This is a genomic window from Streptomyces sp. sk2.1, from assembly GCF_008120935.1.
Classification (GTDB): Bacteria; Actinomycetota; Actinomycetes; order Streptomycetales; family Streptomycetaceae; genus Streptomyces.
In genome coordinates, this window is the sequence record NZ_RDBO01000065.1 from 221,228 (window position 1) to 235,388 (window position 14,161).

Consider the following 14,161-nt stretch of genomic DNA (forward strand, 5'->3'; position numbering starts at 1 on the left):
GGAGACATGACGAAGCGGGCGGCGCGGGTGCTGCGGGAGTTGCCCCGCACCCTGCACAAGGACCTCATGACATCGGCCACCGACCCGAACGGGCGGTACGGGCAGCCGCGTTGGCTGGACTGGCGACCGGTGATCATGGTGCCGCTGGTGCTGCTCGCGGTGTTCCTGCTCGTCGCCAACACCAACCAGTACACCTTCGAACTCGGGACGGGCCTCCTGCTCGGCCTCCTGTTCGCCGGGATCCAGGCGGTGGCGCTCGTCGTCACCCTGTACCGCCCGGTCCCGGCCTGGTGGACATCGGTGCTCGTCATGGTGGTCGTCACCCCGTTCGCCGCGAACGCCGGTTCCGGTCAGATGGTGTTCCCCCGGGAGGGGATCACCGTCCCCGACCGGGTGGCGTTCCCCTGGAACGGGGCCGGCATCGCGGTGCAGGCCGGTGTGCTGTTCCTGCTCGCCCTGCGGGTGCGCCCCCGGATCACCGCCGAGGCGCTGACGATCACCGTGCTGGTGGGATTCGCCTGCGGCGCGGCCGTCCCCTGGGACGACGGCCCCGGCCCCGGAGTCGCCGCCGCCGTCCTGCTGGTCGCCGCGGTGATGGGCGCCGCCCTGCGCGGCCTGGCCGTGGCCCGTACCCGACTCGTCGTGCAGGAGGAGCTCACCGCCGAGGAACGCGCCCGGCGCACCCTGCTGGAGGAGCGCAACCGTATCGCCCGGGAACTGCACGACGTGGTCGCCCACCACATGTCGGTCATCTCCATCCAGGCGCAGGTCGTCCCGCACCTGGTCGACAACCCGTCCGACGAACTGCGGGAGAACGTCGAGGGCATCCGCCGCAACGCGGTCGACGCCCTCACCGAACTGCGCCGCGTCCTGGGCGTACTGCGCTCCGAGGATCCCCTCCCGCAGGCGGCCAGGCACGCCCCGCAGCCCACCCTCGACCGGCTGGACGAACTCATCGGCAACGCGCGGGGCGCCGGGGTCGAGGTCACCGCCGGGACCACCGGGAAGCCGCGCCCGCTGTCCCCGGGCGTCGAACTGTCCGCCTTCCGCATCGTGCAGGAGGCACTCAGCAACGCGATGCGGCACGCACCGGGCGCCCGGGTACGGGTGGAGATCGGCCACGGTGCGTCCGAGGTCACCGTACGGGTCACCAACACCGCCCCCGGCCGGGCGGTGCCGCCCTCGCCGGGCGCGGGCCACGGCCTGCTCGGCATGCGCGAGCGCGCCGCGATGCTGGGCGGCGAGATCGTCACCGGGCCCACCCCCGACGGCGGCTACGAAGTCGCTGCGATACTGCCCGCACAGCCCCCAGCGGGGCACACCGCCCCCGCCGACCCTGCCGAGGACCACCGATGACGGCCATTCGCGTTCTGATCGCCGACGACCAGATGATGGTCCGGCAGGGCTTCACGGTGCTGCTGAACGCCGAACCCGGCATCGAGGTCGTCGGCCAGGCGGTGGACGGCGTCGACGCCGTCGAGAAGGTGGCCGAACTCGACCCGGACGTGGTCCTGATGGACATCCGCATGCCCCGGCTCGGCGGGATCGAGGCGACCCGCACCATCACCGGACGCGACGGTGCCACCGTCAAGGTCCTCGTCCTCACCACCTTCGACCTCGACGAGTACGTCTACGAGGCACTGCGCGCGGGCGCGTCCGGCTTCCTCCTGAAGGACGCGTCGGCCGACGAACTCGCCCACGCGGTACGGGTGGTGGCGGCCGGCGAGGCCCTGCTCGCCCCGAACATCACCAAGCGGCTGATCGCCGAGTTCGCCCGGGTGAGCGCCGCGCCGCGCCCCCCGGCGAAGGGCCGCACGGGCGATCTGACGGAACGTGAGACCGAGGTCCTCTCCCTGATCGCGCAGGGCCTGTCCAACACCGAGATCGCCGTACGCCTGGTGGTCGCCGAGCAGACCGTGAAGACCCATGTGGGCCGGATACTGCTCAAGTTGGGGCTGCGCGACCGGACCCAGGCCGCGGTCCACGCCTACGAGACGGGACTGGTGCGCCCGACCGGTTACTGATCCGGCGCCGCCGCCCGCCCGGCACCACCACTACCACCACCCGCACGCGCCGTCCGTTTCCGCCTGCCCGGAAACGGGCGCCCGGAGACATCCGCCTGCCCGAGAACGGCCGTGCGGCACCGACCCGTGCCGTACGGACCGCGCCGCGCCGCCCCGTTCCGCCACGCCGTCACGGTGCGAAACCACGCGACCACGGTGCGGAACCGCGCCCGCCCCCGCTTCCCCGCGGACCGACCGATCCCGTCCAACCGAAGGAACCGATACGCCCATGGGCTCCACCCTCGTCATCACCAACGACTTCCCGCCCCGCCAGGGCGGCATCGAGACCTTCGTCCACGCGATGGCCACCCGCGTGCCCGACGACGACGTGGTCGTCTACACCTCGCACGAGCCCGGCGACACCGCCTACGACGCGCGGCTCCCGTTCCCCGTCGTGCGGGACCGCAGCCGCGTGCTGCTGCCGACCCGCCGGGCGACCCGCAGGGCCGTCGAGATAGCCCGGAGCCACGGCTGCGACCGGGTCTGGTTCGGGGCCGCCGCCCCCCTGGCCCTGATGGCACCGGCCCTGCGCCGCGGCGGCGTGCGGCGCATCGTGGCCACCACGCACGGCCACGAGATCTGGTGGGCCCGGACCCCCGGCGCGCGCGGGCTCATGCGCCGGATGGGCCGCGGCGTCGATGTCGTCACCTACCTGGGGCAGTACACGCGCGACCGGATCGAGCCCGCCCTCGGCCCGGGGGTGCACATGAGCCGGCTGGTGCCCGGCGTCGACGCCGAGGCGTACCGGCCGCCCGCCGGCGCCGCGGCGGACCTGCGGGCCGGACTCGGCCCCGACGGGGCGCGCATCATTCTGTGCGTCGCCAGGCTCGTCCCCCGCAAGGGGCAGGACATGCTGATCCGGGCCATGCCGCTGATCCGGAGCAAGGTGCCCGACGCGGTGCTGGTGGTGGTCGGTCAGGGCCCCGACGAGGCCCGGCTGCGCAAACTGGCCGAACGCCACGGCGGGGGAGCCGTCCGCTTCGTGGGCGGTGTCTCGCACACCGACACGCCCCCCTACTACGCCGCGGCGGACGTCTTCGCGATGCCGTGCCGCACCCGCAGGGCCGGACTGGAGGCCGAAGGGCTCGGGATCGTGTTCCTGGAGGCGGCGGCGAGCGGGCTGCCGGTGGTCGTCGGCGACTCGGGCGGCGCCCCGGACACCGTGCTCGACGGCAGGACCGGCCGGATCGTGGACGGCACCGACCACACGGCCGTCGCCGAGGCGCTGACCCGCGTACTCCTCGACCCCGGCCGGGCCGCGATGGGCGCCGCGGGCCGCGCCTGGGTCGAGGAGACCTGGTCCTGGGAGGCGTCGGCCCGCCATCTGACCCACCTCCTGACCCCCGCCGGGGAACGGGCGCCGACACGCTGAGAGGCACGGTTCCCGCTGCGGGAGCGCCGTCCCGTCGCCGCCGGTCCACGGGGCGACGGGACGGCCCGGACGCGGTGCGCGGCCGGTCCGTTGGCTTACCCGTGGTGCGCCGGACGGGCGGTTCACTGTGCCAATGGCCCATCGCTTTCGCACCGAGTTGAGCCATGATTCGGAAAGATGTTGTGATGTACCCGTCGATGGCGCTGCGGATCTCCGCGGCGCCTTTTTCATGCCGGTGCACGGAGCCGGTGCGCTGAAGCGGGAGCATGCGGTGCTGAAGAGGATGTTCGTTTCCCCGGATCCGGGCCGGGCGCGGCTGCGCGGCGCCCTCCGGGCCGTCCTCGGCATCGGAGCGGCCGTCGCGCTGTGCGGACTGGCCGGCCACTCGCTCGTCGCGGCCATCACCGGCGGGCTCGCCGCGCTGCTGGCCATGTTCACGGTGCTGGACACCACGGTGCGGGGCCAGGCGGTCACGACGGCCCTGCTGCCCGTCGCCGGTTTCCCCGTGCTCGCCCTCGCCGCGGGGCTGCACGACCACCCGGTGGCCCGCGACGCGGCCTTCCTCGCGATCGTGGGCGCGGGCGTGTACGCCCGGCGCTGGGGGCCGCGCGGCCACTCGCTCGGCGTGTTCGCGTTCATGGCCTTCTTCACCGCGCAGTTCCTCCACACCCTGCCGGGGCAACTGCCCGAGCTGTACACCGCGATCGCCCTCTCGCTGCTCGTCTCCTCGACCGTCCGCTTCGGACTGTGGTGCTACGAGCGGCGGCAGCCGGCCGCCGTCGCGCTCGCCCCGGTGGCCGGCCGGGGCCTGGCCAGGGCGACCACGCGCCAGGCGGTCCAGGCGACCGTCGGCGGCGCCCTCGCCCTCGCGGCGGGACTGCTCCTCTCCGAGGAGCGGTGGTACTGGGCCGTGGGTGCCACCTGGTGGGTGTTCGTGAACACCGCCTCGCGCGGCGAGACACTGGTGCGCGGCTTCCGCCGGATCCTGGGAACGCTGATCGGCGTCCCCGTCGGCCTGGCCGTCGTCGTCCCCCTGCACGGGGCGCCCGTGCCCACCGCGGTCCTCGTCGCCGCCGGGGTCTTCGGCATCTTCTACACCGCGGCGGTCTCCTACACCTGGATGGTCCTCTCGGTCACGGTGATGGCCGGCGCGCTCTACGGACTCCTCGGCGTACTGGACCCGGCGCTGCTCGCGCTGCGGCTGGCCGAGACCGGCGTGGGCGCGCTCGGCGCGATGCTCGCGGTGCTCCTCGTCCTGCCCGTCACCACGCACGCCACGACCGACGCCTGGATCCAGCGGGCCCTGCGCTGCGTGCACGCCTGCACCGAGGAGGCCGCCGCCCGGCTCTCGGGATCGCCCACCGCCGACCCGGCGCCCCGGATCGCCGAACTGGAGGCACTCCTGGGCCGGGTACGGCTGTCACTGGCCCCGCTGGTCCACCCGCTGAGCCCGCTGCGGGCCCGCCGGGTCCGCGCCGGGCAGGTGCTCGCGCTGCTGGACGACTGCGCCCGTGAGGTGCGCGGACTGGCCTCCGTCGCGGCCGACCCGGAAGCCAGCCACGACGCCCGGCTCGCCGCCGCCTGCTGGCGCGTGGAGGCGTCCGTGGAGGCCCTGACGACCCCGAAGCCGCCGCACGGCACGGACACCGCGCCGAACCTCCCGCCGCACCCGGCCGCGGCCGGGCCCGCGCTCGCCCATCTGCACGGCCTGGAACGGGCGCTCGCCGAACTCGCCGCACCGCTGCGCTCCGACCCCGGGGCGCCGCTGGTCGGAGCGTGAGACACCCCCTCGCACCGGCCAGCGACCGAGGTGCTGGTCCGTACCAAGGCGGTCACTGCTACCGTCGCCCCGGAAGATCACAGCCGCACGCACGGCCGTGATCAGTCGGCCGAGAGGGGCAGTGCGATGGGCAGCGACAACGGTGCGACACGGGCGTTCATCGGCTCGTTCACCTCGGCGGGCGGACCGGGAATCACCGTCGCCGCCGTGGACGGAAAGTCCGGGGCGCTGACCGCCCTCGGCGCCACGGACGCGGTGCCCGACCCCTCGTACCTCGCCCTCGGCCGGGGCGCGGGGCCGGACTGCGGCGTGCTCTACGCGGTCAGCGAGACCGAGGACGGCGCGGCTGCCGCGCTGGACGTCACCGGTGACGTACCGCGGCCGATCGACGGAACCCGCCCGGTGGACGGCGCCGGCCCGACCCACCTGGCGCTCGCGGGCGGCCACCTGCTCACCGCCAACTACAACTCCGGCAGCGTCACCGCCCTGCCCGTCCGGGCGGACGGCTCGCTCGGCCCGGCCGCTTCCCTGCTCCGGCACGAGGGCAGCGGCCCGGACCCCGACCGCCAGCGGTCCCCGCACGCCCACCAGGTGCTGCCGGACCCGTCGGGGAACTGGGTCCTCTCCGTGGACCTGGGGACCGACTCCGTACGGATCTGCGCGCTCGACCCGGCCACCGGGGAACTGCGGCCGCACGGCGAGACGCCCCTGCGGCCGGGCACGGGCCCGCGCCATCTGGCCTTCCACCCCGCGGGCGGCCACGCCTACGTCCTGAACGAACTGGAACCCACCGTCACCACGTGCCGGTGGAACGCCGCCGCCGGAGTCCTGGAGCCGGTCGGGGAGACGCCCGTGCTGCCGGACGGGGCACCGGCGGACGGCGACGCGGTGACGTACCCGTCCGAGGTGGTCGTCTCGCCCGACGGACGGTTCCTCTGGACCGCCAACCGGGGACCCGACAGCATCTCCGTCCTCGCACTCGACGGAACCGGCGAGCGGGTCACCCCGGTCACGACCGTGGACTGCGGCGGGCACTGGCCGCGCGACCTCGCGCTCGACCCCACCGGGCGCCGGCTGTACGCGGCCAACGAGCGGTCGGGGAACGTCACCTGGTTCGACATCGACCCGGAGACCGGCGTCCCGGAGCGCGCCGGCTCACTGGACGTCCCCGCCGCCTCCTGCGTGGTCTTCGGCTGACCGCACCCCGCACACGACACGATCGCCGGACGGGGCCGGTCCTCCGGTCCCGCCCGGCGATCGCGGACGGCTGGGCTGCCGGGAAACCGGCACCGGGTCAGTGCGCCTGGGCGCCCTGCGGCGTCACCGGCGTGATCCCGAGCGTCGTCATGTACATCGACAGCACGAGCTTGCCGATCGCCGGGTACGCGCCGAGCGGCTCGGCCGTCGCGCAGCCGGCCTCCTTCGCGGCGGCGTCCAGCAGACCCTCGGCGACCTCCGGGCCGACCAGGTACGGCGCCACCGCGAGCTGCACCGAGCCGGACGCGGTGAGCTGCTCGGCGATCGACGCGACGGAACCCTCCACGTCGAGCGCCGCGGCCATCACGGGCACCGCCAGCCGGGCGGCCAGCAGCATGCCGGTGATCCCGGCGGCCTGGACGGCCTCCTCGCCGCCCACCGTGGCCAGCACGATGCCGTCGGCGGCCGTCGCCACCGTGAAGAGCCTCGCCCGGTCGGCGCGGGCCAGCCCGGCCTCGGAGAGGCGCACGTGCAGCGCCTCGGCGAGCAGCGGGTGCGGGCCCAGCACGTCGGTCAGCTCGGCCTGCGTGCCGCTGTCCATCACCGCCTGCCGTATCCGCCGGATCAGGGCGCTGTCGGGCCCCGCGAGCAGCGGTACGACGACGGAGGACGGCCCCTCGGGCTCGGCGACCTCACGACCCGCGGCCTGCGCCTGCTCGTAGCGCGCGACGCGTTCGGCGGCGCAGTGGGCGAGCACGGAGGAGAGCGTCGGGTACTCGGCGTCGTCGCCGTCGAGGTAACCGATCCGGGCGTTGAGGCCGGGCAGCTCGGAACGGGCGATGCTGATCACTTCCTCGGCCAGACCGCGGGTGGCCGAGGAGGGGGTGCCGGGGACGGCGAGGACGAGCGCGGCGGCGCCCTCGGGTGCGACCACGGGCTCCGGGCGGCGGTGCCGTCCGGACTGGCGAGGTCGCGGCATTCGTACAGGCAGGCCGGAAGCGGGCCCAGTGGGGGTGCTCATGGCGCCGCATGCTACTGGTTTTGGGTGTGCCTCTGTTCGGGGAGGGCCCGGACGGGCGACATCTGTCCCCTTTTATCCGATGAGCGGCATACCGGTCGACTGCCCCGCTCTGCCGCCCCCTACCCGACTCCTCGCGCAGGCCCGTCACCAGGCACGCCGAGCAGTGTCGGGTGACGGGGCAGCAGCAGGTCCCCGGCCGCCAGCGCCCGGGCGATGACGAGCGCGCCCGTCAGCGGATCACCCGAACCGGGGACCACCCGTGCTTGCGGAAGTCGGCGCGCCAGCTCCGCGCGCAACGGCCGCAGCAGCGGATCGCCCATCCGGAACAGGCCGCCCGTCAGCGCCACCTCGCACGGCTCGCCGTCGGCCCCGGCCCCGGGACACACCGCCTCGGCCGCGTCCGCGACGTGCCCGACGGCCTCGCGCAGGATGCCCTCGGCGACCGGGTCGTCCCCGGCGCACGCCGCGACCTCGGGCGCGAACGAGGCCAGCACGGCGGGCCGGTCGGTACGCGGGTAGAGCAGCCCCGGCAGTTCCGGCGCCGGTCCGAACACCGCCTCCAGCCGGGCCAGCAGCGCGGCGGACCCGCCGCGCCGCCCGTCGTGGGCGCGCATGGCCGCGTCGAGCCCGGCCCGGCCGATCCAGGCGCCGCCGCCGCTGTCGCCCAGCAGGTGCCCCCAGCCGTCGGCCCGGCGCCAGCTCCGCAGGTCCGTACCCAGCGCGATCATGCCCGTGCCGCCCGCGACGACAGCGCCCGGACGCTGGCCGACCGCTCCCGCGTACGCGGTCACCGCGTCGGCGGCGAGGGCCAGCCGCCGCACCCCGAGCGCCTTCTCCAGGGCCGACGGCAGCTCCGCGCGCAACTGCCCGCCGAGCGTCGCCATGCCCGCGGCGCCGATCGCCACGGCCCCGATCCCGCGGCCGTCCGCACCGCCGTGCTCCGCCAGCAACCGGCGGGCGGCGGGCAGCAGTTGTTCCAGCAGATGGTCCGCGTCGATCCCGGCGGGGCCGGTGCGCACCGGCCCGGCGCAGACCGCCGTCGCCACCGGACCGGAGGCGTCGACCGCGCCCAGCGCCACCCGCAGTCCGGAGCCGCCCGAGTCCACGCCGAGCACGTACGGCCCCGACGCCGCAGCGGTGCTTTCCGGCGAACGCCTGGCTGAGCTCATGGACCGGCTCCAACGGGGAAGGGGATCACGACGGCGGCAGCCTATCCCCACCCCCGCGGACCGGAACCGGGGGAGCGGTCGTCACGCTTCAGCGGGCGGCTCCGGGCCGACGTGGGGCGATGCGGGTGGGAACGGACGGGAGTTGTCCGACTACGCCGGTAGAGTGATCCACCGTGGCACCACGACCCTTGAATGAAGTAGTAGAGCCCGGTTGGGCCGAGGCACTCGCCCCCGTGGCCGGACGCGTCGCCGCGATGGGCGATTTCCTGCGGGCGGAGGTCGCGGCCGGCCGCACCTACCTGCCGGCCGGGGCGAACGTCCTGCGCGCGTTCCAGCAGCCCTTCGACGAGGTACGCGTCCTGATCGTCGGTCAGGACCCCTATCCGACCCCCGGAATGGCGATGGGGCTGAGCTTCTCGGTGGCCCCCGAGATCCGCCAGGTGCCCGGCAGCCTGGAGAACATCTTCCGGGAACTCCACACGGACCTGGGCCTGCCGCGCCCGTCCAACGGCGACCTGACGCCCTGGACGCGCCAGGGCGTGCTGCTGCTGAACAGGGCGCTCACCACGGCCCCCCGCAAGCCGGGCGCCCACCGCGGCAAGGGTTGGGAGGAAGTGACCGAACAGGCCATCCGGGCACTGGCCGCGCGCGGCAAACCGCTGGTGTCCGTGCTGTGGGGGCGCGACGCCCGCAACCTCCGGCCGTTCCTCGGCGACTACCCGGCGATCGAGTCCGCGCACCCCTCGCCGATGTCGGCGGACCGCGGTTTCTTCGGCTCGCGCCCGTTCAGCCGCACCAACGAACTCCTGCTCGGCCAGGGCGCCCCGGCGGTGGACTGGCGACTGCCGTAGCGCGACCGCCCGCGGTCCGGAACGGCACCGACCCTCCAGGGGCCGGTGCCGTTCCCGTCACCGGGCTCGGCGGCACCCGGCCCGTGTCACGGCGCGTCGCGCACCGTACCGGTGAACACCGGCCCCTCACGCGGCTCCCAGGAACCCTCGTCGTAGGTGATCAGCCGCAGCCGCAGTGATTCCTCCGGCCCCTCCAGGCCGTCCCGCACGGTGGGCACGACCACTTCGAAACTTCGCTCGCCGGCGGGCACACCGGCCCACGGGTACGGCGTCGGCACCACCCGGGACAGCGGCCGGGCCGGGGCCGGCGACTCGTCGAAGGTGTCCCGCACCCAGCGGCCGTCGACGTCCTGGGCGGACAGCTCCGGACTCCCGTCGGCCGCCGGCACCTTCAGGTCCGTCAGCGGCCCGGGGCAGGTCCTGTCGAGCCCCGGCCGGAAACCGCGCCGGTCCCGAGTGGCCACCGGACGGCCCGGGAGCCGGTCGCCGGCGCGGAACTCGACACGGGCATCGCCCATGGGCATCGGCTCGGGAGGACTCCAGACGAGCTGCCGTCCGGCCCCCGTGCCGGTGATCCGCCGGCCCGGCGGGAGCGCGTTCCCCGAATTCCCCGCTTTCCTCGAACTCCCCGGCATTCCCGAACTCCCCGCCATTACCGAACTCCCCGGTGGCCCCCGGGGGGCATGGAGCCGGCGGAACGCTGCGGGGACATCGGCTGCGGCGACGCGCGTGCCGACTCCGTCCCTCCCGCTGTCAGGGCGAGTACCGCGAGCGCGGTGGTGACCGTGCGCGAGTCACGGATCGAGGCGGTCCTCCTGGTCATCGGCCTTCTCGAAAACACCCCGGAGATCCCCGGGGGCCCCGCCCCCGGAGGACGGTGCCCGGGGGTTGCCCCGCCTCCGCGCATCACACGGAATCGAGGCCCTCCGGAACCGAGTTGGGCCGATGGCCATCAGGAACAAGCCATGCGTGGGCGCCCGGACGTCCCCGGGAGGAGGACCCGGGGCAGGCCGGGCGCGCCGACGGGACCGGTCGCACGGACCGGCCGGCGGCGGTGGTCAGGTGCCGATGACCGCCGCCCGCACGCAGAAGACGTCCGGCAGGTGCGAGGCGAGCTGCTGCCAGCTGTCCCCGTCGTCCGCGCTCGCGTACACCTCGCCGTTGCGATTGCCGAAGTAGACGCCCGCCGGGTCGGCGTCGTCCGTGCACAGGGCGTCCCGCAGCACCGTGCCGTAGTGGGCGCCGTCGGGCAGGCCGGCCGACAGCGGCTCCCAGGTCCCGCCCGCGTCGTCGGTACGGAACACCCGGCAGCGGTGCTCGGCGGGCACCCGGTCGGAATCGGCGTTGATCGGGAAGACGTACACCGTGTTCGGACGGTGCGGGTGCGCGGCCGCGGCGAAACCGAAGTCCGAGGGCAGGCCCCGCCCGATGTCGGTCCAGTTGTCCCCGGAGTCGTCGCTGCGGAACACCCCCCAGTGGTTCTGGAGGTAGAGCCGGTCGGGGTCGACCGCATCCCTGGTCACCTTGTGGACGCACTGGCCGAACTCCGGATCCGGGTCGGGCAGGAAGACCGCCGACACCCCCTTGTTCGACGGGGCCCAGCTCGCGCCGCCGTCCTTGGTCCGGAACACCCCGGCCGTGGACACCGCGACGGTCACGGCGCGGGCGTCCCTCCGGTCCGTCAGGACGGTGTGCAGCCCCTCGCCGCCACCGCCGGGCTCCCACCGCGAACGCGTCGGGTGCTCCCACAGCGGACGGACCAGCTCGAACGACTCCCCGCCGTCCTCGGAGCGGAACAGCGCGGCGGGCTCCGTCCCCGCGTACACGACGTCGGGCGCCTCGGGGCCCGCGGGGTGCAACTGCCAGACCCGCTCCAGCGACGCCCCGGTGAACCGGGGGAACTTCACGGCCTGTTGCTGCGGCTCCACCCACGTCCTGCCCAGGTCGTCGGAGTGGAAGACCGAAGGGCCCCAGTGCGAACTGTCGCCGCCGACCAGCAGTCGGGGGACCTTCCGCCGGGTGTCGATGGCGACCGAGTAGATCGCCTGTGCGTTGAAGTGCGGGCCGTCGAACTCCCACGCGCCACCGTGCCTGCGGCCGATGAAGAGTCCCTTGCGGGTGCCCACGGTGAGCAGTACGTCGGTCATGGCCGAACCTCCCGAAACGCCGTTGTGTCGGATACGGGCCAGTCTGCACCCCGCCACTGACACCGGCCCGCAGGGCGGCACCGGCATCCGGGGGCTGTCGCGGCCGGGGTGGTGCGAGTACGGTACGGACAGGCGTGGAAAGCGCTTGCCAAGCATCCGGCGCGAAGAGCCCGGACGGAAGGGCGGAGGAGCGACTGTGCCCACCTTCGAGGGGCTGCCCGGCTCCGTCGCGGTGTCCCACCTGCGGGTCTACGACTGGCCCGCCGCGGACGGCCTGCACGGCGGGACGCCCCATCTCCACCTCACCTGCTCCGAGGGGTACGTGGTGGTCGGGGGCGCGGGCTCGGTGCAGACCCTGACCGCCTCGGGATTCCGGCAGACACCGCTGTCGCCCGGCGCGCTGGTCCGGTTCGCTCCGGGCACGATCCACCGGCTCGTCGACGAGGACGGGCTGCGCATCGTCGTCCTGATGGAGAACAGCGGGCTGCCCGAGGCGGGCGACGCGGTGCTCACCCTGCCGCCGGAGCACCTGACGGACCCGGAGAGCTACCGGGCGGTGGCGGCCCTGCCCGTCGACGGCTCCGAGGCGGAGCGGGAACGGGCCGCCCGGGCACGCCGCGACCTCGCGATCGAGGGCTTCCTCGCCCTGCGCGAATCCACCGAGGCGGGCGACCCCGCACCGCTCGCCGCCTTCCACCGGGCCGCGGCCGCGCTCGTGCGCCCCCGGATCGAGGACTGGCGCGACCGCTGGCGGCGGGGAGCCGCCGCCGCTTCCGCGGCGACCGGCGAACGGCTCGACGCGCTGGAGCGCGGGGACGGCGGTTACCTCGCCGACGCCCGCGTGCACGCGGAACGGCCCTCCGGGCACGGGAAGTTCGGCATGTGCGGCTACCTGGACGTCTACCGGGGCTGACCGGCCGGGCCCCGGGCCGGGCACGGGCCGGGGTCAGCCCCGTGCGTCGGCGTCGGCACCGGTTTCGGAACGGGGCGGGGCGGAACGGGTCAGCACCCGGGTCGTGCCGCCGTCGTCCTCCGTCACGTCCCGGACGTGCCGGAACCCGATCCGGCCCAACAGGGCCAGGGACGCGGTGTTCCCGGCGGCCACCGTGGCATGCACCTCGGGGAGTTCGAGCGTGCCGAAGCCGTAGCCGGTCAGCACCTCGGCGATCTCGGTGCCGAACCCCCGCCCCCACGCGGTGACGGCCAGCGCGTAGACGATCTCGTGGCCGCCCACCTCCTCGGAGGGCTTGATCTCGGCGTGCCCGACGAACCGGCCCTCGTGCCGGACCGCCCACACGTCGAACAGGTCCCGCGCGTACACCTTGCTGAAGATCCGCCCGAACAGGGCGCGGTCCTCGGCCTCGGTGCAGGGCCCGTCCCCCATCCAGCGGGAAACCCGGACGTCCTGGAAGAGCGCGACGAAGTCCTCCTCGTCGCCGGGCGTGTACGGCTCCAGACTCAGTCGTGCGGTGCTCAGGGCAGGGGTCGTCATGACCGGTGACGCTACGCAGGGAAACAGCCGGCCCGCAACGGACATTTCTCGTGGCCGACGGGCGGAATGGCGGAATGCTCCGCGGGGTTGGGACGTCCATGACCTTCTCCGTGGACGTGACCGTCCGAGGCTACGAACTCGACACCCAGGGCCATCTGAACCAGGCCGTCTATCTGCAGTACGCCGAGCACGCGCGCTGGGAGCTGCTGCGCGCGGCCGGCCTGCCGCAGGACAAGTTGCTGGCCAGCGGCGTGGGCCCGGTGGCACTCGAAACGACGGTGAAGTTCCTGCGGGAGCTGCGCGGCGGCGATCGGGTGCGGGTGACCTGCCGGTTCGTGTACACCGAGGGGAAGACGTTCACGGTCGCGCAGCAGATCCTCAAGGAGGACGGCACCGTCGCGGCGGAGGTCACCGGCGTGGCCGGGATGCTGGACCTGGCGGCCCGCAAGCTGATCTCCGACCCGGCCGGGCACCTCGCCTCGCTCGCCGACAATCCGGACCTGCTCACCGGCTGACCCGGACGGCCGGGCCGGGGCGTCCGGCGCCGGTCCTCGACGGACGTCTCCCGCGGCGGCCTTCCGTTCTCGAACTACGATGGGTTTCGTAGTATGGGGGGCGGGCCGGACCGATCACGGGAGACCGGCCGCCGGAAGGCCGGGACAGGCCAGGAACGGAGCCGTCGTGACCCCTCTCAGCGCCCCTGCCGCAAGCGCCGCCGAGGCCGGCGGACGCGTGCTCGACCATCCCGCGAGGGACGAGATCCGCGTCGAGGCGGTGCTGCACGCGCTCTCCGACCCGATGCGGCTGCGGGTGGTGCGCGAACTGGCCGCAGCCGACCGGGAGCTCAGCTGTTCCTGTTTCGACCTCCCGGTGTCCAAGTCCACCTCCACACACCACTTCCGGGTGCTGCGCGAGAGCGGGATCGTCCAGCAGATCTACCGGGGCACGGCCAAGATGAACGGGCTGCGCCGCGACGACCTGGAGGCGCTGTTCCCCGGGCTCCTCGACAGCGTCCTCGACGCGGCGAACCTCCAGGCGCGGCGCATCGGCGAGGACCGTTAGGGCCTTT

At 74.4% G+C, this 14,161-nt stretch carries 14 protein-coding genes; 9 read left to right on the top strand and 5 right to left on the bottom strand.

The window, feature by feature from the left end; genetic code table 11:
• Window positions 1-6 precede the first annotated feature (6 nt).
• The 5 genes from EAO76_RS23405 to EAO76_RS23425 all read left to right on the top strand — a co-directional run bounded on the left by EAO76_RS23405 (window position 7) and on the right by EAO76_RS23425 (window position 6,412).
• Complete coding sequence (locus EAO76_RS23405; protein ID WP_148837904.1) at window positions 7-1,356, top strand: sensor histidine kinase; 1,350 nt, start codon at window positions 7-9, stop codon at window positions 1,354-1,356.
• Entirely contained in the window at window positions 1,353-2,024 is a 672-nt protein-coding gene (locus EAO76_RS23410; RefSeq protein ID WP_148837905.1) for a response regulator transcription factor, read from the top strand. Before EAO76_RS23405 ends, EAO76_RS23410 begins: the two co-directional genes overlap by 4 nt.
• Before the next feature lie 268 nt (window positions 2,025-2,292).
• Window positions 2,293-3,435: a glycosyltransferase family 4 protein gene (locus EAO76_RS23415; protein ID WP_148837906.1), complete on the top strand. Its 1,143-nt coding sequence runs from the start codon at window positions 2,293-2,295 to the stop codon at window positions 3,433-3,435.
• A 271-nt stretch (window positions 3,436-3,706) separates the two neighbouring features.
• Window positions 3,707-5,215, top strand: a complete 1,509-nt coding sequence (locus EAO76_RS23420) for an FUSC family protein (protein WP_148837907.1) — start codon at window positions 3,707-3,709, stop codon at window positions 5,213-5,215.
• A 126-nt stretch (window positions 5,216-5,341) separates the two neighbouring features.
• Window positions 5,342-6,412, top strand: coding sequence for a lactonase family protein (locus tag EAO76_RS23425; RefSeq protein WP_148837908.1), 1,071 nt, complete (start codon window positions 5,342-5,344; stop codon window positions 6,410-6,412).
• Window positions 6,413-6,509: 97 nt separating this feature from the next.
• Here the strand turns inward: EAO76_RS23425 and EAO76_RS23430 are convergent, their stop codons facing one another.
• The gene (locus EAO76_RS23430) at window positions 6,510-7,433 is read right to left on the bottom strand and encodes a sirohydrochlorin chelatase (RefSeq protein ID WP_148837909.1); all 924 of its coding nucleotides are present in this window, start codon (window positions 7,431-7,433) and stop codon (window positions 6,510-6,512) included.
• A 119-nt stretch (window positions 7,434-7,552) separates the two neighbouring features.
• Window positions 7,553-8,602, bottom strand: coding sequence for an N-acetylglucosamine kinase (locus tag EAO76_RS23435; RefSeq protein ID WP_148837910.1), 1,050 nt, complete (start codon window positions 8,600-8,602; stop codon window positions 7,553-7,555).
• A 173-nt stretch (window positions 8,603-8,775) separates the two neighbouring features.
• Between EAO76_RS23435 and EAO76_RS23440 the strand changes: the two genes are divergently transcribed.
• Complete coding sequence (locus tag EAO76_RS23440; RefSeq protein WP_148837911.1) at window positions 8,776-9,453, top strand: uracil-DNA glycosylase; 678 nt, start codon at window positions 8,776-8,778, stop codon at window positions 9,451-9,453.
• An 86-nt stretch (window positions 9,454-9,539) separates the two neighbouring features.
• Here the strand turns inward: EAO76_RS23440 and EAO76_RS23445 are convergent, their stop codons facing one another.
• Window positions 9,540-9,971, bottom strand: coding sequence for a hypothetical protein (locus tag EAO76_RS23445; RefSeq protein ID WP_187438758.1), 432 nt, complete (start codon window positions 9,969-9,971; stop codon window positions 9,540-9,542).
• A 540-nt stretch (window positions 9,972-10,511) separates the two neighbouring features.
• On the bottom strand, window positions 10,512-11,600 hold the full coding sequence (locus EAO76_RS23450; protein ID WP_148837913.1) for a sialidase family protein: 1,089 nt from the start codon (window positions 11,598-11,600) through the stop codon (window positions 10,512-10,514).
• A 196-nt stretch (window positions 11,601-11,796) separates the two neighbouring features.
• Between EAO76_RS23450 and EAO76_RS23455 the strand changes: the two genes are divergently transcribed.
• Window positions 11,797-12,513 (top strand): cupin, encoded by a 717-nt coding sequence (locus EAO76_RS23455; protein ID WP_148837914.1) that lies wholly within the window; start codon window positions 11,797-11,799, stop codon window positions 12,511-12,513.
• Window positions 12,514-12,546: 33 nt separating this feature from the next.
• Here EAO76_RS23455 and EAO76_RS23460 read toward each other — a convergent pair whose 3' ends face one another.
• Window positions 12,547-13,092, bottom strand: coding sequence for a GNAT family N-acetyltransferase (locus EAO76_RS23460; RefSeq protein WP_262375684.1), 546 nt, complete (start codon window positions 13,090-13,092; stop codon window positions 12,547-12,549).
• Window positions 13,093-13,190: 98 nt separating this feature from the next.
• Here EAO76_RS23460 and EAO76_RS23465 point away from each other — a divergent pair, with 98 nt between their 5' ends.
• Both EAO76_RS23465 and EAO76_RS23470 read left to right on the top strand, forming a co-directional pair.
• A complete protein-coding gene (locus EAO76_RS23465; RefSeq protein ID WP_148837916.1) occupies window positions 13,191-13,607 on the top strand; it encodes a thioesterase family protein in 417 nt (138 codons plus the stop codon).
• A 166-nt stretch (window positions 13,608-13,773) separates the two neighbouring features.
• Complete coding sequence (locus tag EAO76_RS23470) at window positions 13,774-14,154, top strand: helix-turn-helix transcriptional regulator (RefSeq protein ID WP_262375685.1); 381 nt, start codon at window positions 13,774-13,776, stop codon at window positions 14,152-14,154.
• Window positions 14,155-14,161 lie beyond the last annotated feature (7 nt).

Bases quoted from the DNA above. Each gene is read 5' to 3' on its own strand.
- EAO76_RS23410 (WP_148837905.1), top strand. From the start codon at position 1,353: ATGACGGCCATTCGCGTTCTGATCGCCGACGACCAGATGATGGTCCGG.
- EAO76_RS23450 (WP_148837913.1), bottom strand. From the start codon at position 11,600: ATGACCGACGTACTGCTCACCGTGGGCACCCGCAAGGGACTCTTCATC.
- EAO76_RS23445 (WP_187438758.1), bottom strand. From the start codon at position 9,971: ATGGGCGATGCCCGTGTCGAGTTCCGCGCCGGCGACCGGCTCCCGGGC.
- EAO76_RS23430 (WP_148837909.1), bottom strand. From the start codon at position 7,433: ATGAGCACCCCCACTGGGCCCGCTTCCGGCCTGCCTGTACGAATGCCG.
- EAO76_RS23435 (WP_148837910.1), bottom strand. From the start codon at position 8,602: ATGAGCTCAGCCAGGCGTTCGCCGGAAAGCACCGCTGCGGCGTCGGGG.
- EAO76_RS23405 (WP_148837904.1), top strand. From the start codon at position 7: ATGACGAAGCGGGCGGCGCGGGTGCTGCGGGAGTTGCCCCGCACCCTG.
- EAO76_RS23460 (WP_262375684.1), bottom strand. From the start codon at position 13,092: ATGACGACCCCTGCCCTGAGCACCGCACGACTGAGTCTGGAGCCGTAC.
- EAO76_RS23465 (WP_148837916.1), top strand. From the start codon at position 13,191: ATGACCTTCTCCGTGGACGTGACCGTCCGAGGCTACGAACTCGACACC.
- EAO76_RS23425 (WP_148837908.1), top strand. From the start codon at position 5,342: ATGGGCAGCGACAACGGTGCGACACGGGCGTTCATCGGCTCGTTCACC.
- EAO76_RS23415 (WP_148837906.1), top strand. From the start codon at position 2,293: ATGGGCTCCACCCTCGTCATCACCAACGACTTCCCGCCCCGCCAGGGC.